Source organism: Bradyrhizobium sp. (genome assembly GCF_030654605.1).
GTDB lineage: Bacteria > Pseudomonadota > Alphaproteobacteria > Rhizobiales > Xanthobacteraceae > Bradyrhizobium.
Window position 1 is genome coordinate 1 of record NZ_JAURXB010000246.1, and the last position, 23151, is coordinate 23151.

Consider the following 23151-nt stretch of genomic DNA (forward strand, 5'->3'; position numbering starts at 1 on the left):
CAGGATCTGTTCGGCCTCGCCCATTACCCGCATCACCCTGGGATGGCGGTACATCCTGAACTTCAGGAACGCCTTGATCCCGGCTTCCGCCTGCGCCACCTCGGGCGGAAACGTGATCAGGACATCGCCCAAGTTGCGCACGTCCTCGACCGACGACGGCCTGGCGATATCGAGCCGGCGGCGCGCTTCGGTGACGACAGCGCCGATCAGGTACGAAATCAGTTCGCGCACCAGCTCCGCGCCGCGCCTGACGTCGTCGAGACCGGGATAGTGCCGTCCGATCTCCGCGATCATTTCGGCCGTCAGCGGCATGACCTTGAGGTCGTCGACCGTGAACAGGTCGGCCCGAAGACCATCGTCGATGTCGTGGGCGTCATAGGCGATGTCGTCGGCGATCGCCGCGACCTGGGCTTCCAGCGAGGCAAAGCTCCACAATTCCAGGTCATAGGCCGCCATGTAGTCGGATATCCCGGCGGGAATGCCGTGGTCGGCGTGACGTCCGACCGCGGCGCCGTTGCGCCCGGTCAGCGGACCGTTGTGCTTGACGATACCCTCCAGCGCTTCCCAGGTCAGGTTGAGCCCGTCGAACTCGGGATAGCGATGTTCCAGCGAGGTGACGACGCGCAGGGTCTGGGCATTGTGGTCGAAGCCGCCATGGGCCTGCAGGCAGGCGTCGAGCGCCCGCTCGCCGGCATGGCCGAACGGCGGATGGCCGAGATCATGCGCCAGCGCCAGGGTTTCCGTGAGATCCTCGTCGAGGCCGAGCTGCCGGGCCAACGCCCGGGCGATCTGCGCCACTTCGAGGCTGTGGGTGAGCCGGGTCCGGTAATGATCGCCCTCATGGAACACGAAGACCTGGGTCTTGTGTTTGAGGCGGCGAAAGGCGGTGGAATGGATCACCCGGTCGCAATCCCGCCGAAACGGGCTGCGGGTCTTGCTCGGCGGCTCCGCAAACAGCCGCCCCCGGCTGCGCTCGGGGTCGCAGGCATAGATCGCGCGTGGGGCTGCCATTCCGACCGACACGGTGTTTTAATCCTTATCCAATTGATTCCGCTGGCTTGCGCACTTAACTATGGAGCGTGCCGGATACCAAATAATTTGGCTATGGCAGCGGCGACCGGAGACTTCTCACATGACGACAGCCGTCACCATCAGCGAGCGGGCCGCCCGCCGCATCGGGGAGATCCTCAAAACCGAGGGCGATGGCGCCATGCTCCGGATCAGCGTCGAAGGCGGCGGATGCTCGGGCTTTCAGTACAAATTCGACGTCGAGCGCGCCCAGGCCGAAGATGACCTCGTGATCGCGCGCGACAGCGCCGTGGTGCTGGTCGATCCGGCCTCGGTGCCCTTTCTGGCCGGCTCGGAAGTGGACTTCGTCGACGATCTGATCGGCGCCTCGTTCCGGGTGGTCAACCCGAACGCCACCGCCTCCTGCGGCTGCGGCACCAGTTTTTCGATCTGACGAACTCGGCTGACGGCCGCTCAACCCGTTTAACGTCTATCCGCGAACAACGCCCTGGCGTTGCCATGCGCGATTTGTGCGGCGGCCTTCGGCGGCAGCTGCGCCAGCCAGGCGCGATAGCCGGCCATGATTTCACCGTAACTCGCCCAGCGCTCCGGCACCCAGGTGTCCGAACCGAGCAGGAACCTGTCGGGATACCGCTCGAACAGCGTGCGCCATTCCGGCGTCAGTTTCCCTCCCCCCTCGGTGATGCCGCTGCGGTACGACAATTCGCCCCACAGCTTCGGATACTTCGCCAGCATCGCGGCAACGCGATCGCCCGACAGGCCGAAGCCGGTATGCGCCCAGATGATCTGAGCTTTCGGATTGTGCCGCATCAGGATTTCGATCGCGACATCATCGGCATGGGCGTGCAGATAGAGATTGTTGGCCACGGCGAAGTCGACGGTCTTCCTGACCCATTCATTTTCGGCGTCGCCGCTCGATAGATGAAACTCGCCGATGCCGCGATAATAGCCGCGCTTGAATTCCTCCTGCACCAGATCGAAAATGACGGGGTCCTTGAACCAGGTCTGGATATCCGGGCGAACCCGGTACGGCCTGATGAACGGCACGACCTGCAGGCCGTCGGCCTTCGCACCCACCAGCGCATGGGTGCCGCTGTTCGGCCGGCTGGTCGCGAGAATGCCGGTCACGCGATGCTTCTTGAACAGCGCCAGCACCTCGTCGAGCTGATAGAACGGCTTGGGTTCCCAATTGTAATGCAGGTGCGCGTCGAAAATTTCGATCGGCTCGTCCGCGCGCGCGCGAAGGCTGCCGACGGTCAGCAGGCAAGCCGCGATCAGCGCCGCGATGCATCCGCGACGCGACATCATTCCAGGCGCGGCGGCGTTACTCGGCCGCGACGACATGCGGTCGCTCGACATTGTCGCCCTCGTCTTCCTGCGGTTCGAGCCGGCGCTTGAGGCGGCGGTCGATGCGATCGAGATAGATGTAGATCACCGGCGTAATGAACAGCGTCAGCAGTTGCGAGACGAGCAGACCTCCGACCACGGCAATGCCGAGCGGCTGGCGCAGTTCGGCGCCGGCGCCGGTGCCGAGAGCGATCGGCAGCGTGCCGAAAATCGCCGCGAATGTCGTCATCATGATGGGGCGGAAACGCAGCAAGGCGGCTTCGCGAATGGCATGTTCGGCGCTCAACCCGACGCGGCGACGCTCCAGCGCGAAGTCCACCATCATGATGGCGTTCTTCTTGACGATGCCGACCAGCATCACGATGCCGATCATGGCGATGACCGATAGCTCCATCCTGAATGCCATCAGCGCCAGGATGGCGCCGATGCCCGCCGACGGCAGGCCGGAAATGATCGTGATGGGGTGGATGAAGCTCTCGTACAGGATGCCGAGGATCACGAAGGCCGCGAACACCGCCGCCAGGATCAGCACACCCTGCCCGCGCAGCGAATCCTGGAACACCTGCGCGGTGCCGGAGAACCCTGTCGCAATGGTGGCGGGAAGGTTCGAACTCTGTTCGATCCTGGTGATCTGGTTGACAGCATAGCCGAGCGAGTAATTCGGAGCGAGGTTGAACGAAATCGTCACCGCGGGCTGCTGGCCCTGGTGATTGATCTGCAGCGGACCGACCGTCGGCACCAGCTTGGCCACCGCTTCCAGCGGGATGGTCTGGTTGTTGGCGGTCTTCATGTAGAGCTTGGACAGATCCGCTGGATCGGAGCGAAACTGCGGCTGCACCTCCAGAATGAGCTGATAATCGTTCGATGGCGTGTAGATGGTGCCTATCTGCCGCCCGCCATAGGCGTTGTAGAGCTGGTTGCGAACCTGATCGACGGTAATGCCGTAGACCGCGGCCTTTTCGCGGTCGATCTCGACCGTCATCTGCGGGTTCTTGATGTAGAGATCCGTGGTGACGTCGAGCAGCCCGGGCACCTCGGCGATCCGGTCGCGCATTTCCGGTGCGACACGATAGAGCGATTCGGTATCGCCGCTCTGCAGGCTGTACTGATACTGGCTCTTGGACAGCCGTCCGCCGATGTTGAGGTTCTGGACGCTCTGGAAAAACGCCTGCATCCCCGGCACTGCCATGGCCTTCTGGCGCAGACGCGCCATCACCACCGGCGCCGCGTCCCGTTCCTTCCGCGGTTTCAGGGCAATGAACAGCCGCGCATAATTCGTGGTCGTGTTCGGGCCACCTGCGCCAACCGTGCTGTTGATGTATTCGACCGCTGGATCCTTGCTGAGAATATCGGTCAGCTCCTTCTGCCGTGCCGCCATGGCGTCGAACGACGTATCTGTCGCTGCTTCGGTCGTGCCGAACAGAAAGCCGGTGTCCTCCTGGGGAAAGAATCCCTTGGGCACGACGATATAGAGCGCGACGGTGCCGGCGAGCGTTGCCAGCGTCACCACCAGCATCAACGCCTTGCGTGCCAGCACCCGGTCGAGCGACCATTCGTAGGCGCGAAGCCAGGAATCGAACATTCGCTCGAACCCCCGCAGCAGGATGTTCGGCTTCCTGGTGGCGTCATGGGCCTTCAGCACGCGCGCGCACAGCATCGGCGTCAGCGTCAGCGAAACGAAGCCGGAGACCAGGATCGCGACCGCGATCGTGACCGCGAATTCGCGGAACACGCGGCCGACAATGCCACCCATCAGCAGCACCGGAATGAATACCGCAATCAGCGAGAAGGTGATCGAAATAATGGTAAAGCCGACTTCGCGCGCGCCCTTCAGGGCCGCTTCAAAGGGCGCCATGCCACGTTCGATGTGACGAACGATGTTCTCCAGCATGACAATGGCGTCGTCGACCACGAAGCCGACCGACAGGGTCAGCGCCAGCAGCGTCATGTTGTTGATGGAGAAGTCGAGAACATACATGACGGCGAAGGTGCCGCAGAGCGAGATAGGCACCGCCAGTGCCGGAATGAAGGTCGCGGACGCCGAGCGCAGGAACAGGAAGATCACCAGAATCACGAGGCCGATGGCGATCAGCAGCGTTTCCTCGACATCGGCGACGGATTGCCGGATCGACTGCGAACGATCCATCGCGACCTGGATCGTCACCGATGGCGGAACCTGCGCACGCAGCGACGGCAGCTTCGCCAGCACGCCGTCCACGACGGCTACCGTATTGGCGTCAGGCTGTTTGTAGATCGCCAGAATGATCGAGCGGGTGCCGTTGAACCAGCTTGCGATCCTCTCGTTCTCGACGCTGTCGTAAACGCGCGCCACCTCGTCGAGCCGCACCGGCGAACCGTTGCGCCAGGCGACGATCACGTGCCGATAATCGGCCGCCCTGGTCATCTGGCCCGAGGCCTGAAGCGCCACGTCCTGTTTCGGCCCGTTCAGCGTGCCGACCGGCGTGGAAGAGTTGGCGCGCGCTACCGCGGTCCTGATATCGTCCAGCGTCAAGCCGCGCGCGGCGGCCGCCTCGGGATCCGCCTGTACGCGGACGGCGAATTTCTGGCTGCCGAAGATCACGACCTGGGCGACGCCCTGAATCTGCGACAGCGCCTGTGCGATGGTGATGTCGCCATACTCGTTGACCGTGGACAGCGGCAGCGTTTCCGACCGCAGCGAGACGAACAGCACCGCGAATTCCGACGGATTGACCTTCCGGAAAGTCGGCGGAATGATCATCTCGACCGGCAGCCGGCGCTGCGCGATGGAGAGCGCGGTCTGCACGTCCAGCGCGGCGGAGTCGATGTTGCGGTTGAGATTGAACTGAATGGTGATCGCGGTGGTGCCCTGCGAGGAGATCGAGGACATCGACGAGATCCCGGCGACGGTCGAGAGCTGGCGTTCGATCGGGCCGGCGACCGACGCCGCCATGGTGTCGGCGCTGGCGCCCGGCAGGGTCGCGGTCACGGCAATGGTCGGAAAATCGACCTTGGGAAGCGCGGAGACCGGCAGCAGCCGAAATCCAAACACGCCGAAAGCGATGATCGTCGCCGTCATCAGGATGGTCATGACCGGGCGGCGGATGCAAAGCTCCGACAGGGTCATCGATCAGGCCCCCGCTTTGGCGCCGCGCGGCGCGACCGGAGTGCCCTCCGACAACAGCAACTGCCCGTCGACGATGACATCCTCGCCGCCGGTCAGTCCGCTCGCGACCGCGGACAATCCCTGGAAGGTGCGACTGACCGTTACGTTCAGCCGGTGGGCCTTGCCGTCCTGAATGACGAAAACATAGTTGCCGTCCTGGCTGCGCTGCACGGCGGCGGTGGGCACCGTAACGGCCTCCTCGGTGCGAATGATGAGCTTGGCGTTCACCAGCGTCCCCGGCCACAGGGTTTCGTTCTCGTTGTTCATGATACCGCGCACGGTGACCATGCCGGTGGTGGCATCGACCGCGTTTTCGACCATCGCGACCTTGCCGTCTTCAGACCGCCGGTGGCCCGGGATGGTCGCAATCACCCTGGGGGCGCCCGCCGCCATGGCTTCGCGCAGGTCGACCAGCGTCCGCTGCGGAATGGCGAAAGTCACGTACACCGGCGCCATCTGGTTGATGACGGCGAGCGGCGCGGTATCCGCGGGCCGCACGAAATTGCCGACCTTCACGTTGGCAACGCTGATCCGTCCCGAAAACGGCGCGCGGATGGTGGTGAAGCTCTTCTGAACCTTCAGATTGTCCAGTGCGGACTGGTCTGCCCTGATCGTGCCGGTCAGGATATCGGCCTGGGTCTTGGCATTATCGACATTGACCTGCGTGGTGGCGCCCTTGCCGATCAGGTCGGCGAAGCGCCGGACGTCGCGCTGCGCCGCCTCGAGTTGCGCCCGATCCCGGGCGAGCACGCCCTCGGCCTGTTCTATCTGGGCATCGATCTGGCGTGCATCGAGCGTAAACAGCAGATCGCCCTTGTTGACCCTGGCGCCGTCTTCGAAGTGCACCGAGACGATGGTGGTTTCGATCCGCGATTTCAGCGCCACGCTGGAAATCGGCGTTACTGTTCCGATCGAGTCGACGTCCACCGGCACCGGCTTGCGCTCGGCTTTGGCCACTTCAACCGAGACCACACGCGCGCGCGGCGGCCCCTGGACACTGGCGCCGCCGCCAAGCCATGCAGCGCGGGTACTGTAGGCAGTCAGCGCCGCAGCAACCAGCGCGCCTGCCAGAATCATCAGATTACGTTTTTTCATCGCATTTCACGTCAGCCGGTCCACGACGACCGGGACGGTCCAATTACCTGCCTTGAGGCCGCCTCTACGCCTTTGTCTAAACGGATATCACACCCCCGCCGCGCATGGTATGCCAGCGAAACTAAAATTGCGGTAAGCCAACGGAACCCCTTGATGCGTATTGCAACGTGGAACGTCAATTCAGTCCGGCAACGGATCGATCACCTGCTGGTCTGGCTGAAGGATTGCGCGCCCGACATCGTCTGTCTGCAGGAGATCAAATGCGTCGATGAGGCGTTCCCCCGGGAGGCCATCGAGGCGCTCGGCTACAACGTCGTCACCCACGGCCAGAAGACCTTCAACGGCGTTGCGCTGCTGTCGAAGCTGCCGTTCGAGGAAACCAGATCGGGTCTGGCCGGCGACGACGAGGACGCCCACGCCCGGTTCCTGGAGGGCGTGGTCCCGCTCAAACATGGCGTGCTGCGGATCGCCTGCCTGTATCTGCCCAACGGGAACCCGCCGGAAACCGAGAAATATCCTTATAAACTCAGGTGGATGTCACGACTTCTTGAATATTCGAAGCAGCGGCTTAAAGCGGAAGAGCCGCTGGTGCTGGCGGGCGACTTCAACGTCATTCCGCAGGCTGCGGACGTTCATAATCCGGCGGCATGGGTCAACGACGCCCTGTTCCGCCCCGCCACCAGGGAGAGCTTTCAATCCCTGCTCGGGCTCGGGCTCACCGACGCGCTGCGCGCGGTCACCGATGCCCCCGGCCAGTATACCTTCTGGGATTATCAGGCGGGTGCCTGGCAGAAGAACCACGGCATTCGCATCGATCATCTGTTGCTGTCGCCGCAGGCCAGCGACCGCCTGCGCGGGGTCGGAATCGACAGCTATGTGCGAGCCTGGGAAAAGCCGTCCGACCATGTGCCGGTCTGGATCGATCTGGATCTGGAGGCGGCTTGAGGCCGTCGTCGTCGGGTGATCAAACGCGCCCCGATCAGTCCTTGCGGCCCTGCACCCAGTGCTCGAGCATCTGCAGTGCCATCGCCCGGTCGTCCTCGGAAGCCTTGGCGATCGCCTTGTTGTAGCTTTCCTTGATCCAGGTCTCTTCCGGCGTGGCGCTGTCGCGCGCCAGCGTCAGCCACATCAGCCCGCGGGCAGCCTGGCGCGGCAGCCGCTCGCCGTTGAACAGCATCTGGCCGAGCATGGCCTGGGCCTGATGCTGGCCCTTCTGGGCGGCGAGGCCGAGCCAGCGCGCGCCATAGCGGAAGTCGTCCCGCGACGAGCCGGCGCTCTTCAGATAGAGCCGGGCCAAGTCGTACTGGGCATCGGCGTTGCCGAAATAGGACGCGGCATAGGAGAACATCTCCCGCGCCCGGTCCGGATCGGACTTGACCTTCGAATTGGGAATGCCCTTGAGGTAGTAGCGGCCCAGCGCCACGAAGGCGTTGGCGACCACGCCGGCCTGCGGCGCCGACGGGCTGTCTTCCGCATGCTGGTTGGCGATCCGGCTGAAATAATCGAAGGCACGCAGATCGTCCTGGGCGACGCCTTCGCCATCGGCATACATCCGGCCGAGCTTCCATTGCGCGATCGGGTGGCCGCCTTCGGCGGCGTATTGCAGCGAAGTCAGCGAGTTGGTCGAGGCGGCTGTCGGCACCGACGCCGGCGGAACCAGCTTCTTCAGGGGCGCCGCGGTGCCGGGCTGAGGCGAAGCCACCGGAATGGCCGCATCCGAATTAACCGGCGAACCGTCGAATCCGAAGGCCGGAGCCGCGGGAACGGCCCCCAAAAGCAACGCAAAAAGGATACGCCTAGATGTCCGCATAACACTGTTTCTCGTGCGCACCACCCGGATGGGTTACGGCACCATCCACCGCCGGCCCAACCTGTTGGGCATATTTCCAGAGCGCACCCGATGTATGATTGGTCGCCCGGGGCTTCCATTTGGTCTTGCGTTCAGCCAGCTCGGCATCGGTCAACTTTACGTTAAGAGTCCCGATGTCGGCGTCGATTTCGATGATATCGCCGTCCTGCAGCAGCGCGATCGGCCCGCCGATCGCCGCCTCCGGCCCGACATGGCCGATGCAGAAGCCGCGGGTCGCGCCGGAGAACCGGCCGTCGGTGATCAGGGCGATCTTGCCGCCCATGCCCTGCCCGGTCAGCGCCGCCGTGGTCGAAAGCATTTCCCGCATGCCGGGACCGCCGCGCGGCCCCTCATAGCGGATCACGATGACCTCGCCCTCTTTGTAGGTCTTTTTCTGGACCGACTCGAAGGCATCCTCTTCGCGATCGAAGCAGCGGGCAGGACCGGTAAATTTCAAATTCGACATGCCCGCGACCTTCACGATCGCGCCTTCAGGCGCGAGATTCCCCTTCAAGCCGACCACACCGCCGGTGACGGTGATCGGCTTGTCGGCGGGCCGCACCACGTCCTGGTGCGGATTCCATTTCACGCTTTTGAGGTTTTCGGCGATCGTCCGGCCCGTCACGGTCAAGCAATCCCCGTGCAGATAGCCATTGTCGAGCAGCGTCTTCATCAGAAGCGGTATGCCGCCAACCTCGAACATGTCTTTGGCGACATAACGGCCGCCCGGTTTCAAATCCGCGACATACGGTGTTTTTTTGAAGATTTCGGCCACGTCGAACAGGTCGAACTTGATGCCGCATTCATGCGCGATGGCCGGCAAGTGCAGCGCAGCATTGGTCGATCCGCCGGAGGCGGCGACCACTGCCGCGGCGTTTTCCAGCGCCTTGCGGGTGACGATGTCGCGCGGCCGGATGTTGAGGGCGATCAGCTCCATCACCTTCTCGCCGGCGGTCATGCAGAACGAATCGCGGATTTCGTAAGGCGCCGGCGCCCCGGCCGAGTATGGCAGCGCGAGCCCAATGGCTTCCGATACCGTCGCCATGGTGTTGGCGGTGAATTGTGCACCGCACGCGCCGGCCGACGGGCACGCCACCCGCTCGATTTCGTCGAGGTCGGCGTCCGACATCTCGCCGACCGAATGCTTGCCGACGGCCTCGAACATGTCCTGCACCGTGACCTGCTGGCCGCGGAAATTGCCGGGCAGGATCGAGCCGCCATAGATGAAGATCGAGGGCACGTTGAGCCGGACCATCGCCATCATCATGCCCGGCAGCGACTTGTCGCAGCCGGCGAGCCCGACCAGCGCGTCATAGGCGTGGCCGCGCATGGTCAATTCGACGGAATCGGCGATGCATTCGCGCGACGGCAGCGACGATCGCATGCCGTCATGGCCCATGGCGATGCCGTCGGTGACGGTGATGGTGCAGAATTCGCGCGGGGTGCCGCCGGCGGAAGCAACGCCCTTCTTGACCGCCTGGGCCTGTCGCATCAGCGAGATGTTGCAGGGCGCCGCCTCGTTCCAGCACGACGCCACGCCGACGAACGGCTGGTGAATCTGCTGGGTGGTCAGGCCCATGGCATAGAGATACGAGCGATGCGGCGCCCGTTCCGGGCCCTCCGTCACGTGACGGCTCGGCAGCCTGCCCTTGATGCTGGTCTTGGCGTCCATCGCGAACCTGTTTCCCCAGCCTGCTCTTGTTGGACCCGGGAAATCAGGTTCCCTTCGCCTTCGCGAGCGCCGTGGCTGATAGCCTACGAAGGAATGATTTCATTGAGGGGTGTGGCTAAATAGCGGCGCGCGCAAGGGCTTGCTGCAATGACAGTTAAATCTTCGCCGAGTGTTGCGCATCCGCAACAATCGTGGCGCTTCGGCAACCATCATTCCCGGTGCGTCGCATGCACTCGCCGAAGCTGCCGAGACGTTAGTCGGCTACCGCTACGACGCGTAACGCATCCCCACGCGCCTTGGACGAGGGCTTCCGTGACCGGACAACAAGAATGTCGAAAACAACCCCATGTACAGTAACCGATGCCTGCCACTCCTCGTTTAAAAGCGCCCGCGCTCAAGCCCCAAGGCAAACAGGGTGAAACGCTCTTTAATCTTTTTTGCCTAGCCTTCGCGATGGCGCTGCCCTATCGCGCCTGTATTTGAGGTCGCAATGCGCAAGGTTCTCATCATCGCTGTTGGATACTGACGTGCCTGTTATGTCGATGCGACGTTGGGCTTTGTTGATCGGTCTCATCCTGATCGGCGCGATCGCCCTGACTTGGTATTTCAACTACCGCAGCAAGTGTCACGGGATCGATGAATGTGCCGCACGGGCCGCGGAAGGCCATGAACGGGACACACCGACCGAGGAACGCTGACGTCAACTGACTTCGGCCCCACCTCCGCATCTTCGATGTCATACCGCATTCAAATATGCGTTCGCGTTCCCGCGGCGCGGTGCGCCCGAGGTATGGATCGAATTCTGTCCCTCCTGGGAAAAGAGGACGCAGGGAAGACCGGGTGCGCGCTGCACCCACGGTCTCGTGTGCAAAATGCACTAGAAAAACCGCACACGAGCATACAGGTTCAGCGGAAACACTCCGGCCTTCCCTGCGCAGTGGTTTAAGGCTTATAGGTGCTCTCCTCGGCGAGCCTTGCACTCTTGCCACCGTTGCTCGCGGTTCAAGAACCGCGAACGTGACACCAGCCTGGGGGTGTCAGGACCACACGATTTCGCCATCCGCACCCGCGCCGTTCGTCAAAGGCGCATCCGCGTCCACCGCATCCCACCGCGCGTTTCGTGACGATCGCGAGCCGCCCCTCTTGTCGGGTGAGACGGGTAAATTTGTACGAGTGATTTGCCCTTCTGGAAAAGCGAAATTTTACCCGACGGGTTAATTTGTCGCAGGTGCGGCACCACTTCAATCGACCTACACAAGATAGAAATCGTCCTGGTTCAGATTGGCCAGCGAGACGTTCTTCAAGAGAATGCTATTGGAGGCATCGAGGGTGATCTGAACATCGGCTCCAACCTGCGCGGAAGCCGCCTGTACCGCAGCAAAATCGGCAAAGATACCGTCGTGAAATTCAATGACGTCGCCGACGCCGGCTCCGGCCGTGAAATCCACGATAAGGTCCTGACCGAAATTGGCGGCGAATACGATGTGGTCGTTGCCGGCGCCAGTTGTGAGTGAATCGTCGCCGGCTCCACCGATCAGAATATCATCACCACCGCCGGCCACGATTGTATTGGATCCGGTACCGGCGACCAGCGTGTTCGCTCCATTATTACCGGTCAACGTGTAGGTGCCTCCGACCGCTGAGGCATCGAGACTTAGGGCTGTCGTTCCGGTATTCACACCGGCGGCATTCGAAATTTCGATCTCTTCGATATTCGATATCGTCGGCGTCAGGATCAGCGTTTGGTTCGCAGTCGTCGTCGTGAACCGGATCACGTCGCTGTCTGCGCCACCATTGATGGTCTCGCCGGGATCGTGAAAATCGGCGTTCGAAATGACAAAAATATCATTGCCAGCGCCGCCATCGAGGGAATCCGCACCGTCTCGTCCATCCAGTAAATCCATCGAGCTCGTTCCGACCAAGGTATCCGCCGTGGCAAGACCCTGCTGAACCGTAATCAACCCACCAGAGGAGTTTTGCGCGGTCAAGCCGGTCGACAGGTCGATTGCACCGCCGACACTATCGAGGTTGAGCACGCCCCAGGGGGCCGACACGTCGAGCTCCACGTCGTTCGCCGCGAACGATTCAAAAGACGCGATGCGATAGAATGCGATGAGATCCTGAAGATACGCGCCAGTGATGGTCAAAGCGCTTAGCGTCACCGTACCCGCTGCACTATAAGGCCCGACACCGGCGGTGTCCCCGGCATTTTGCAACCCGCGCAATTGGATCGCCTTCTGCGCGCCAACGCCCGCGTCGTGGATCGACACGCGATCAAGCGTCAGATCGCCGTTGAAGCCATACAACAATACGTCGCCGCGGCCGTTCGCCCCTGTTGCCTGGGTCGCATTGCCCAAGAATTCGGAATTCAGGATTGAAACCGCGCCGATTGTATCTGTCAGAACCGGAGTGGAGCCGTTGCCGGCACGGATATAGGCAAAGCCGTTGACCCCGGCATTGGATATCAGAACGTTGTCGAGCGCTACTTCGCCGGCAAGCGAGTCAGAGCTGGCAGAAACAAAGACGCCGTACTGCCGACCCGTTGCGTCTACGGCCAGATCCTGCAGCGTCAGGGCGCCGTTAAGTACACCAGCGACCGTAATCTGGCCATTCAACGTCGTCGCGGACGCGCCCGAACGTCCGGCTCCATCCAGGGTAAGCGACTTGCCGTTGATGGACAGATTCTCGTTGAACTCGCCCGAAGCGAGCAACACGACATCGCCGCTTGCCGCCGCATCGACGGCAGACTGGACTGACTGGAATCCGCCGATGTTCGCCCCGAGCTGGTCTACCAGCAGATAGTTGACACCTTCGACGACGACCTTCTCGATCCCCTGCAGATTGTCGGTGGTCGTGCCATCCGTGACGGTCCACTTCCCATCCTGGAACAAGACCGTCCACCCGACGCCATAGCCGGTCGCGGTATCCACACCAGTTCCACCGTCGAGAATATCCGCGTCGGCGCCCCCGTCCAGCACATCATCGCCGCCAAGACCACGAAGTGTATCCGCGCCCGAAGCTCCCGACAGCGCATCCGCCCCTTCAGTGCCGGTGACATCGTCGACGGCAAATTTGAAGTTATGCTCCTGTAGATCGCCGAGGTTCATTTCCTCAAGCCGGATAGAACGCTCGCTATCGATGGTGATCAGAACATCCGAGCCGTCCTGCTGGCTCGCAGCCAGAACATGCGCAAAGGACGAAAATCCGTTGATGGTGTTGCCGAATTCGATGACATCGCTGTAGTAATTTAAAACGTCGAAGCCCTCGACGAGGTCGTGGCCGAAGTCGCCGCTGAATACGAAGCGATCCGTATAGAACGAACTACTCGAGAGCAGATCGTCGCCCGCGCCGCCGTCTATGATGTTCGCGCCGTCCTCGTCGGTTATGTGATCGTTGCCGCTGCCACCGTACAGAATATCGTCGCCGTATCCTCCATCGATGACATCGTTGCCGTCACCGGCGGCGATAGTGTCATTGAAACCCGTCCCCGCAATTGAATCGTCACCCGAGGTGATTTCCGCGGCAATGAGTTGCTCTCTGATCGCCTGTCCGGTCCAGAGCGCATTATTTGCAAAGCGAAACTCTTCGACCGCCTGCCAGTCCGAGTTCAGCTGACCCGACAACCGGATTGAATCGCCGCCGACACCAACCGTCAGAATGACATCGTCGCCATCCCGCGTGATCGCGACGTCGCCGGCATTGACGCCTGAGCCGAACTGGACCGCGTCCACATCATCCGCATTTCCGAAGTCGGCGATTTGATCGACGCCATCGCCAAATCCGAACAGATAGATATCGTCGCCCTGTTGGCCGGACAGATAGTCGTCGCCTCGCCCCCCTGCAGTGTGTCAGAGCCGGAACCGCCCTCCAGCATATCGTTGCCGGAACCTCCGTAAACGAGGTCGTTGCCCTCGCTGCCATAAACCGTATCGTTTCCATCGGCGGCACTGATGATGTCGTTAAAGCCGGAGCCGGAGATAATGTCATCTCCGTTAGAGATTTGCGCCGCGACAAGTTGTGCCGCGATAGCTTCTGCTGCCCACACCACTCCGTTAGAGAAATGGAATTCCTCGACTGCCTGCGCTTTGCTCCACATCTGTCCCGAGAGCTGGATGGAGTCGCCGTTGCTCCCAATCAGCAGAATGACATCGCTGCCCACGCCGCTTATCGTTACGTCCTCGGCCGCGATGCCCGCCCCAAACACTAGAATGTCTACGTCTTCGAGGCTTCCGGAATCGGAAATTTGATCCGCTCCGTCTCCAATGTTGAACACGTAGACATCATTGCCGCTGCCACCACTGAGTTGATCCGCATCCAGGCCACCCTGCAGCGTGTCAGAACCGTCTTCTCCCATCAGCGTATCGGACCCGGAGCCTCCGTGGAGCACGTCGTTCCCAAGGCCCCCCATAACGAAGTCGCTTCCATCGCCGAGATTGACGACGTCGCCCCACACCGTGCCTAGCACATAGTCGTCGCCGGCCGTAATTTGCGCAGCAAGAATCAGGTCCTGCAGGATGGTGCTGGTCCAGGTCACACCATTGGAAAACTCGATCGTTTCTATCCCATATTCACTCCCAAGGAGCTGATTTGACAGATGGATAGAGTCGCCATTGGCACCGACCGCGAGGTTTACGTTCCTGCCGTTGACAGAGACCGTTACGTCAGATGCCGTGATGTCCGCGCCAAAGACGATAGTGTCTATATCGGCAGCATTGCCGAACTCTGAAATGTCATCACTTCCGTCCCCTTGATTGAAGACGTACGTATCGTTCTCAGACCCGCCCCCCAGCGAATCGTCGCCTTGTCCTCCTTCGAGGATGTCGGAGCCGGCTCCGCCGTCCAGCTGGTCCTCTCCCTGGCCTCCGTCGAGGTGATCGTCGCCTGTCTGGCCAAACAGTTCATCATTGTCGCCATTTCCAGAAACAAAATCGTTGCCGCTGCCGCCGTCGAGGAAGTCGCTACCACTCCCTCCGCGTATCGTATCCGATCCACCCATGGAGAAGGCTGTGTCGTTCCCATCGCCCATTTCCATAACATCGTCGCCGCCGCCGCCGCGCCAATTATCATCGTCGCCGTTATTCCCATCGGGAGCTCCCGGGACAGCAAGATTAATACCGAAATCCCCGGATTTGAAATCCTTGATCGCAAACAGTACGTCCCGGTAGGGGTAAACAGCGGTCACGACCAGGTATTGATGGGCCACGCCCTCTTCCATTACCTCAATGAGGGCAGCCATCGAGCTGTTGCTGTTTCCCCAAACCAATACGTCATTGATGTTTGTCGGCCCCGACCATCCGCCTGCATAAGAGGTGGAAAAATACGATGATCCGGTCCATTGATACCAAACATTGAGATTCCCATTGCCATCGGAATCTTTGACGATATCGACGAGATTCAGGCTGTTCTTGTAGTAACTAAAATCACGGGAAGCCAAAGGGACGAATGCGCCGTGTTGACCCTGAAAACCTGATATATTGTACGTGTCGGACCCGGCGCCGCCACTCAGCACATCTGAAACGCCATCGTTCCACGCGCGATAGTATTGATCATTGAGTGCACCGTTGCTTCGGTTTCCTCCCGTCAGATCGTCTGCACCGTCTCCGCCGAAAATGGTGTCCTTGCCGAATCCCCCTATGATCGTGTCCTGACCGAGAGCCCCGTGGATCGTATCGTTGCCGGCGTCGCCGTACAGAAAATTCTGACCGACGTCATTCTCTCCGGGAACGTCTGATCCAGCGGTAATGACGTCATCGTTCTCGCCGCCCCGGATCGTATCCTCGCCAAGTCCGCCCGTAAGGTTATCCTTGCCTATCCCGCCGTTGATAACGTCGTCTCCGTCATGACCATAAATATAGTCATCGCCGTTTTCGCCGTGCAGCTGATCTCCGCCGCCACCGCCAAAGATCCTGTCTTTTCCCTGGCCACCAAAAATTTCGTCGGCATCGCCGAGGGGCGCATTGTTGCCTATATCCCCCCACAGCACGTCGTCGCCATTTCCAGCACGGATGTTATCCGCTCCCAACCCGCCATACGCGTAGACCTTTCCAAACGAGCCGAGATCCAGATGGTCAACGCCGGTGCTGCCAAAGGCAGCCACCACAGGCGCTCCCGGTTCGATGTTGACCATCTTTCCGTCGATGATGATCGCGCTTTTCGGCAGAGCGATCGTAATCGTCCCGGAACCGACTGGCAGCTTCAACGCAATCTTCGCACTGGTCTGCAGAATCGTGAACTGATCGAAATACGGCGCGAGAACGTCTTTGTTGACCGCGCTCTGTCCGCTCCCGGTCTCGGCGCCGGACCAGTTGCCCACCGTCTCGGCGGTAACTCCAAGTGTCACGGCAATCAGTTCCGTCACATCCGGCTGAAGAATGTCGTAACTCGTGACCAGCACCTTGTTGACGTAAATATTCGCGCGCGATCCGACATCCGGTTTCACCGGCGCTTCCGCATTGGCTCGCCCCACGAGTGTATTCACAGCCTCGATTTCGGTCAGTCCCTGACCTTGAAGCCCGTCACGGTACATAATCCCGGATGACGCAACTCCGCTGGAATTGACGATCTCGAGTCTAGTGGGAGCAATGTCAAAGTAGGCCTGAGCCTCGTAAAACGCGGGCCCGACGAAATTCTCCCATAGAAAAACAGCGCCCGTAAGGCCGACGACGGTACCCACTGCGACGGCCGCTGTTGTTCCGATGAAAGGAGCCAGGAGTGTTGCTACAACCGGCAAAAAAAAGGCGCCCATGCCCGCCTGCGACACATTCGATACTAAAAATCTAACTCCGTCCAGAAAGACAAAGTCACCGTCGCGAACGATAATAATCTCGTGCAGCTCTTGCGCCGTACTCGCTGCCCCAAATGGCAGGAAGGCAAACCTCAACGTGCGGGAAGTTGTACCGTTGTCGTAGATGTCTTTGAAGGCCTGATCGAGGAGCTGTAGAATGTAGGGGTGGGTTTCTTCAACGGTGCGAGGAGTAGCGATATAAAATTCAGGTGTAGCCGGCATAGAACATTCCTCTCACACAACATCGAATGCGGTGTTTCAGAACTTGTTATCAACTACAAGGCGAATATTTGCGTCTGCAAGATTTCCACGACAACTCTCCGTCCAGCCCCAAAAAATGAAAATGATGCAAGAAAACTAGTTCAATATTTACAAATTAGGCGACGACGTTTTTCTCAGCCGACTGATCTTTTCGAGAATTTCAAGTCGGCGCGCGTCATTCGCAAGCCTCAATATGTAGTCAAGAATACGCGATCGCTGTCCAGCACGGGCAGCGCGATATGCCCGTTCGCCGGATGCATGAGTAGCAGGTAGGTTTTTCCAACCTCGGCCGTGAGCTTCACGCTCGTAATGCCAACGGGCAGCGGCATGCCCGATGGCAGCTCGATAAATTCAAGCTCGATGCGGCGAGTGGGCACGCCGACATATTCGATGTGCTGCAAGCGTCCGTAAGAAAATCGACCAAAATAGATCGGTGACAAAAACTGCACCGTGAGTGACACCAGAATAATGCGCAGAAATATGAGTGAAATTATTCCCCACAACATCCAGGAAAGTGCATCCTTGCACCAATAGGTGATAGCGGCCATTGTGATGGCCCAGACCGCAAGTTCCCGGCGGACAAATACGGTGGAAAGCGAACCATGCCGACGAAAACGGTTGAGATCGCGAACAAATTCGGAAATCAGCAGCATGGCCCGACTTTGTATGCTGGCGCGCGACGCGAAGGGGCGCTTCTTGCTATAAACCTTCGTAGAGCATCAGCACCGATCCGGCCTCGACTCGCTTGCATTGATAGACTTTCGTGGGCCTACTACTGTCGTTGGGTACGCTTTTCCAAGTTACTGTCCCGTCGCGGCTATCCCATACCAGATGGAACTTCGGAGCAATGCCGACAGAAAACTCGGTGCGATACTCGCTCGCGCTTTGGATTTCTCCGGGATGCACGCTTTGACTTTCCAGGGTCAGCATAACGACCTTTCTAGTTTTACGATCCAGCGTGAAAAAAGCGGTCAGAGAATTCGAGGGGTCCGTGGCGCAACGTAACGAGAACAGCCCTGCGCCTTGCTCCGTCGTTGGCGACAGGTCGTCAGATTCCGACAGCAAGGTTCTTGGCTCGACTATTGCACAGCGATGAATCAGGAAAGGGCGGATTGGATCTGCCGAAATTCCAGCCCAAGTCATCCTCCTTCTCTGCCGTTCCCAGACCAGATCAATGTTCCCGTAATCAGCTTTAATAGAGAACTCGATTTGATCGTCGTTGGCGCTTTTGATTTGCCCGGCATGGAAGCTCCTCATGGAACTCTCGAACACCACCCGCTTTGAGTCTAGATCAAATGTAGCAAAGTAAGGCTTTGGCGTCTTATCGTCGGCACAGCGAATGGAAATCGGCTCGGCTTCGGCCGCGGACCACGGTCCCAGGAAAAAAAGAATCAGTGCAACACAGCGCCTCATCGTCTGCTCCTTGCCTCCTGCTCAAAACGAACTGAATCACTCGGTACGCGCCAGCCTCGCTCGAATCCCTGAACACTTCCTCCCAAAATATCCGAAAATTTGTTCTATCTAAGATCGCGTCGAAAGCAGGCTGCCCGTTCTGGTCAGGTCGCTCGTCGAATTGATCTGCCACTTCCGATTTGTCCGTCCACGCCCGCCACCTAACGATCAATCGTCACGGTTGAAGCGCGGGCCTAATCCACCTTCACATTGGCGGCCTTGATCATCGGCCACCACTTTGCGATCTCGGCCTTCTGCCAGTCGCCGAGCGCCTGCGGCGACAGTCTGTCCTTTGGGGGCTTCGCCAGGCCGAGTTTTTCCAGCTGCGTGCGCACCGCGGCATCGTTCAGTGCATCGACGGCGGCGGTGTTGAGCTTGGCGACGATGTCCTTCGGCGTGCCCTTCGGCACCCACAGGCCGGACCACAGCGTCATGTGAAACCCGGGCAACCCCGCTTCGTCGGTGGTCGGAATATCAGGCGCGGAGTCAGCGCGCTTGGTGTCGGTGACGGCGTAGCCACGAATCTTGCCGGCGCGCACCTGGTTGATGGAATTGGAAAGCTGATCGAACATGACATCGATCTGGCCGGCGACGAGATCGTTCATCGCGGGTCCGGTGCCGCGATACGGCACATACTGCAGTTTGATGCCGGTGGCGTTCTCGAAGTAGAGCCCGGCAATGTGACTACCCGAGCCAGCGCCGGCAGTGCCAGTCGCGGCCGGCGCACCCCTCTCCTTCAGCCATGCGATCAGTTCCTTGAGCGATTTGGCCGGAATCGCGTTCTTGCTGACGACGATCATTGGATTGCTCGGCAGTAGAACCACCGGCTCGAGATCGGTCACGAGGTCGTAGCCGAGCTTGTACACTGCGCCGTTGGCGACGTGGGTACCGAGATGACCGAAGCTGATGGTGTAACCGTCCGGCGACGAGCGCAATGCCCGTCCGACCCCGATCGATCCGCCCGCTCCGGTCACGTTCTCAATCAGCACGGTTTCGCCGAGCGTGGTCTTCATGCGCTCGGCCAGGATCCGCGCCATGACGTCGGACGGCCCGCCGGCGGCGAACGGCACCACGATGGTGATGGGTCGCGACGGGAAATTCTGCGCATGTGCGATGCCACCGAATGCGAGCATCGCAGTCAGCGCAGCCAGGATCGTTCTTCGCATGCTATCCTCCCCCTTGTGCCGCACCATTCTGACGATGTATTGCGGCCTGAAACGATGGACTACAGCCCGGCGTAGTCGATCGGCTGGTGACGATCGAGCGTGCGCGTCACCGGCGGCAGCGGGTATTTCAACCCCGTCGCGCAGTTGAACAGCATCACGCGATCGTTCTTCGTCACACGGCCGTCCGCCAGGCTTTCCTTGTAGGCAGCATAGGTCGCCGCCCCTTCCGGACACAAGAGCAAGCCTTCCTCGCGCGCGACTTCGTTGAGCGCAGCAGAAATCTTCTCGTCATCGACCGCAATGGCGAATCCCTTGCTCTCGCGCACCGCGCGCAGGATCAGAAAATCCCCGATCGCCTGCGGCACCCGGATCCCCGAGGCGATGGTGTGGGCGTCCTCCCAGCGAGTCGCGTGCTCGGTGCCGGCCTCATAGGCCCGCACCATCGGCGCGCAGCCCGACGCCTGCACCGCGATCATGCGCGGCCGCTTCGATCCGATGAAGCCGATGGCTTCGAGCTCGGCAAACGCCTTCCACATCCCGATCAGGCCGGTGCCGCCGCCGGTCGGATAGAAGATCACGTCCGGCACGTCCCAGCCGAGCTGTTCCGACAGCTCCAGCCCCATCGTCTTCTTGCCCTCGATCCGGTAGGGCTCCTTCAGCGTGGAGGTATCGAACCAGCCGGCTTTGACCTTGCCCTCGCCGACGATTTTGCCGCAGTCGTCGATCAACCCGTTGACGCGATAGACCGTGGCGCCCTGCAGCTCGATCTCGCTGACATTCACTTCCGGCGTATCGGCCGGACAGAAGATCGTGGTCCTGATGCCACACGACGTCGCATAGGCGGCGAGCGCCGCTCCGGCATTGCCGTTGGTCGGCATCGCCATGTGCTTGATGCCGAGCGCCTTGCCCATCGACACCGCCATCACGAGGCCGCGCGCCTTGAACGAGCCGGTCGGCAGCCGGCCCTCGTCCTTGACGATGATTTCGCCGCCGCCGATTTTCTTCGCCAGCTTCGGCAGCCGGATCAGCGGCGTGGTGACTTCGCCGAGGCTGACGATGTCGGCCACCTTGCGCACCGGCAGCATCTCGCGGTAGCGCCACAGATCGGCCGGCCGCTGCGCCAGCGCGTCCTTTGTCAGGGCTTTCTTGACGCCGGCGAGATCGTAACGGACCAGCAGCGGCTTGCCGGCCCTGGAGAGGTTGTGGACCTGGTCGGCCGGATAGTGATCGCCTTCCATCGCGCATTCGAGATGGGTGACGAAGTTCGGCCGTTCGATCGTCAGATTGTCATTGTCTTTCACGGGATTGGTCTCTCGCTTGTTTTTCTCCGACCTCATCCTGAGGAGCGCGCGCTTGCGCGCGTCTCGAAGGATGGGACAAGAGTTCCTTCGTTGCCCATCCTTCGAGACGCTTGCTTCGCAAGCTCCTCAGGATGAGGTTTGGGGGCCCCGCTTGCACCTGACGGGCTACATGTTCAATACGCGGCCATAGGCATCGAGCACCGCCTCCTTCATCATCTCCGACAGGGTCGGATGCGGGAAGATGCTGTGCATCAGTTCTTCTTCAGTGGTTTCGAGGTTCATCGCCACCACATAGCCCTGGATCAGCTCGGTGACTTCGGCACCGATCATGTGCGCGCCGAGCAGCTGGCCGGTCTTCTTGTCGAAGATCACCTTGGCCAGACCCTGGTCTTCGCCGAGCGCAATGGCCTTGCCGTTGCCGACGAAAGGGAAGCGGCCGACGCGGATTTCACGGCCGCCCTCTTTCGCTTTCGCCTCGGTGAGCCCGACGGAGGCGACCTGCGGATGGCAATAGGTGCAGCCGGGAATGAGGTTTTTGTCCATCGGATGCGGATGCAGGCCCTTGATGGCCTCGACGCAGATCACGCCCTCGTGCTCGGCCTTGTGCGCCAGCATCGGCGGGCCCGCGACGTCGCCGATGGCGTAGATGCCGGGCACGTTGGTCTTGCCGTAGCCGTCGATCACGATGCAGCCGCGGTCGGTCTTGACGCCGAGCTTTTCCAGTCCGAGGTTTTCGATATTGCCGACCACGCCGACGGCGGAAATCACCCGGTCGAACTCGACCGCTTGCGGCTTCTTGCCGTCGTCGATGGTGGCGACCACGCTGTCGCTCTTCTTCTCGAGTTTTGTCACCTTGGTATTGGTGAGCAGCTTGATGCCCTGCTTCTCGAACGCCTTGTGCGCGAATTTCGAAATATCGGCGTCTTCCACCGGCAATATCTGCGGCAGCACCTCCACCACGGTCACTTCCGCGCCCATGGTGCGGTAGAACGAGGCGAATTCGATGCCGATCGCGCCGGAGCCGACCACCAGCAACGACTTCGGCATCTTGTCGGGCACCATCGCCTCGAAATAGGTCCAGACCAGTTTCTTGTCGGGCTCCAGTCCGGGCAACACGCGCGGCCGCGCGCCTGTCGCGACGATGATGTGTTTGGCCTGATACGTCCCCTCGCCGAGCGCGCCCTTCGGCGCCTCGACGGAAGATTTCTTCACGGTCAGCTTGCCCGGCGCATCAAGCGTCGCCTCGCCCCAGATCACCGTGACCTTGTTCTTGTTGAAGAGATAGCCGACGCCGTCGTTCAGCCGCTTCACCACGCCGCGCGAGCGCTTCACCACGGCCTGCAGGTCGAACGAGATTTTCTCCGCCGCCAGACCATAATCCCTGGCGTGCTGCATCAGATGATACACCTCCGCCGAGCGAAGCAGCGCCTTGGTCGGAATACATCCCCAGTTGTTGCAGATGCCGCCGAAATAGGCCTTCTCGACCACGGCGGTCTTGAGACCGAGCTGCGCGGCCCGGATCGCGGTAACGTAGCCGCCGGGACCGGCGCCGATGATGATGACGTCGAAGGAAGTGTCGGCCATGCGTCTTACTCGCTCTTTTCTTCCTTCCCCTCTCCCCTTGTGGGAGAGGGTGGATGCGCGCCGTCAGGCGCGCAGACGGGTGAGGGGGATGGCGCAGCCGACTCGAAGATCATTTCCAGCACCGACTGCGACCGCAACAGAATGTCGTTATTCCAGAAGCGCAGGATACGAAATCCGCGTTCCGGCAAATTGAAATCACGCCGCTTGTCATCTTCACTTTCCGCGTGCTGGCTACCATCTGCCTCGACAATCAAGCGCTGCTCAAACGAAACAAAATCCACGATCCATGGCCCGATAGGAACTTGGCGACGAAACTTCATACTTGCCAGGCGGCGCGAACGAAGCAGCCTCCAGAGCGCAATCTCGGCGTCCGTCGCATTGGCGCGTAGAGTCTTGGCGAAGGCTCGCTCCTGCTTCGGTACCCGGTGACGCATCCCCCTCACCCGTCCGCCTTCGGCGGCCACCC

General features: G+C 60.8%; 17 protein-coding genes. 3 read left to right on the plus strand and 14 right to left on the minus strand.

What is annotated here, in order from left to right; all coding sequences use genetic code 11:
* The coding region (locus Q7U29_RS22130) for a deoxyguanosinetriphosphate triphosphohydrolase (protein WP_304744817.1) at positions 1 to 1023 on the minus strand (1023 nt) is incomplete at its 3' end.
* A gap of 109 nt (positions 1024 to 1132) precedes the next feature.
* Between Q7U29_RS22130 and erpA the strand changes: the two genes are divergently transcribed.
* Positions 1133 to 1462, plus strand: coding sequence for an iron-sulfur cluster insertion protein ErpA (erpA, locus tag Q7U29_RS22135; protein WP_213741797.1), 330 nt, complete (start codon positions 1133 to 1135; stop codon positions 1460 to 1462).
* Between the two features lie 29 nt (positions 1463 to 1491).
* On the opposite strand, the gene Q7U29_RS22140 is transcribed toward erpA, so the two are convergent.
* From Q7U29_RS22140 to Q7U29_RS22150, 3 genes are read right to left on the minus strand one after another with little or no spacing between them, the layout of a single operon-like run.
* Positions 1492 to 2388, minus strand: coding sequence for an amidohydrolase family protein (locus Q7U29_RS22140; RefSeq protein WP_304744819.1), 897 nt, complete (start codon positions 2386 to 2388; stop codon positions 1492 to 1494).
* The gene (locus Q7U29_RS22145; protein ID WP_304744821.1) at positions 2354 to 5482 is read right to left on the minus strand and encodes an efflux RND transporter permease subunit; all 3129 of its coding nucleotides are present in this window, start codon (positions 5480 to 5482) and stop codon (positions 2354 to 2356) included. Before Q7U29_RS22145 ends, Q7U29_RS22140 begins: the two co-directional genes overlap by 35 nt.
* A gap of 3 nt (positions 5483 to 5485) precedes the next feature.
* On the minus strand, positions 5486 to 6616 hold the full coding sequence (locus Q7U29_RS22150; RefSeq protein WP_304744823.1) for an efflux RND transporter periplasmic adaptor subunit: 1131 nt from the start codon (positions 6614 to 6616) through the stop codon (positions 5486 to 5488).
* A gap of 153 nt (positions 6617 to 6769) precedes the next feature.
* Between Q7U29_RS22150 and xth the strand changes: the two genes are divergently transcribed.
* On the plus strand, positions 6770 to 7561 hold the full coding sequence (gene xth / locus Q7U29_RS22155; RefSeq protein WP_304744825.1) for an exodeoxyribonuclease III: 792 nt from the start codon (positions 6770 to 6772) through the stop codon (positions 7559 to 7561).
* A 34-nt stretch (positions 7562 to 7595) separates the two neighbouring features.
* Here xth and Q7U29_RS22160 read toward each other — a convergent pair whose 3' ends face one another.
* Together Q7U29_RS22160 and ilvD are read right to left on the minus strand one after the other, a co-directional pair.
* Positions 7596 to 8426, minus strand: coding sequence for a tetratricopeptide repeat protein (locus Q7U29_RS22160; protein ID WP_304744826.1), 831 nt, complete (start codon positions 8424 to 8426; stop codon positions 7596 to 7598).
* Entirely contained in the window at positions 8413 to 10137 is a 1725-nt protein-coding gene (gene ilvD, locus Q7U29_RS22165) for a dihydroxy-acid dehydratase (protein WP_304744828.1), read from the minus strand. Before ilvD ends, Q7U29_RS22160 begins: the two co-directional genes overlap by 14 nt.
* A gap of 527 nt (positions 10138 to 10664) precedes the next feature.
* Between ilvD and Q7U29_RS22170 the strand changes: the two genes are divergently transcribed.
* A complete protein-coding gene (locus Q7U29_RS22170) occupies positions 10665 to 10835 on the plus strand; it encodes a hypothetical protein (RefSeq protein ID WP_304744829.1) in 171 nt (56 codons plus the stop codon).
* A 552-nt stretch (positions 10836 to 11387) separates the two neighbouring features.
* Here Q7U29_RS22170 and Q7U29_RS22175 read toward each other — a convergent pair.
* From Q7U29_RS22175 to Q7U29_RS22210, 8 genes are all read right to left on the minus strand, one after another.
* The gene (locus Q7U29_RS22175) at positions 11388 to 13868 is read right to left on the minus strand and encodes an S-layer family protein (protein WP_304744830.1); all 2481 of its coding nucleotides are present in this window, start codon (positions 13866 to 13868) and stop codon (positions 11388 to 11390) included.
* Positions 13790 to 17143: a calcium-binding protein gene (locus Q7U29_RS22180; RefSeq protein WP_304744832.1), complete on the minus strand. Its 3354-nt coding sequence runs from the start codon at positions 17141 to 17143 to the stop codon at positions 13790 to 13792. Before Q7U29_RS22180 ends, Q7U29_RS22175 begins: the two co-directional genes overlap by 79 nt.
* A 227-nt stretch (positions 17144 to 17370) precedes the next feature.
* Positions 17371 to 17835, minus strand: coding sequence for a hypothetical protein (locus Q7U29_RS22185; RefSeq protein ID WP_304744834.1), 465 nt, complete (start codon positions 17833 to 17835; stop codon positions 17371 to 17373).
* A gap of 46 nt (positions 17836 to 17881) precedes the next feature.
* A complete protein-coding gene (locus Q7U29_RS22190; RefSeq protein ID WP_304744836.1) occupies positions 17882 to 18595 on the minus strand; it encodes a hypothetical protein in 714 nt (237 codons plus the stop codon).
* A 233-nt stretch (positions 18596 to 18828) separates the two neighbouring features.
* Positions 18829 to 19800 (minus strand): tripartite tricarboxylate transporter substrate binding protein BugD, encoded by a 972-nt coding sequence (locus tag Q7U29_RS22195; RefSeq protein WP_304744837.1) that lies wholly within the window; start codon positions 19798 to 19800, stop codon positions 18829 to 18831.
* 59 nt (positions 19801 to 19859) lie between these two features.
* Positions 19860 to 21101, minus strand: a complete 1242-nt coding sequence (locus Q7U29_RS22200; RefSeq protein ID WP_304744839.1) for a threonine synthase — start codon at positions 21099 to 21101, stop codon at positions 19860 to 19862.
* Between the two features lie 165 nt (positions 21102 to 21266).
* The gene (gene lpdA, locus Q7U29_RS22205; RefSeq protein ID WP_304744841.1) at positions 21267 to 22685 is read right to left on the minus strand and encodes a dihydrolipoyl dehydrogenase; all 1419 of its coding nucleotides are present in this window, start codon (positions 22683 to 22685) and stop codon (positions 21267 to 21269) included.
* A 5-nt stretch (positions 22686 to 22690) separates the two neighbouring features.
* A complete protein-coding gene (locus Q7U29_RS22210) occupies positions 22691 to 23149 on the minus strand; it encodes an endonuclease domain-containing protein (RefSeq protein WP_304744843.1) in 459 nt (152 codons plus the stop codon).
* Between the last annotated feature and the right edge of the window lie 2 nt (positions 23150 to 23151).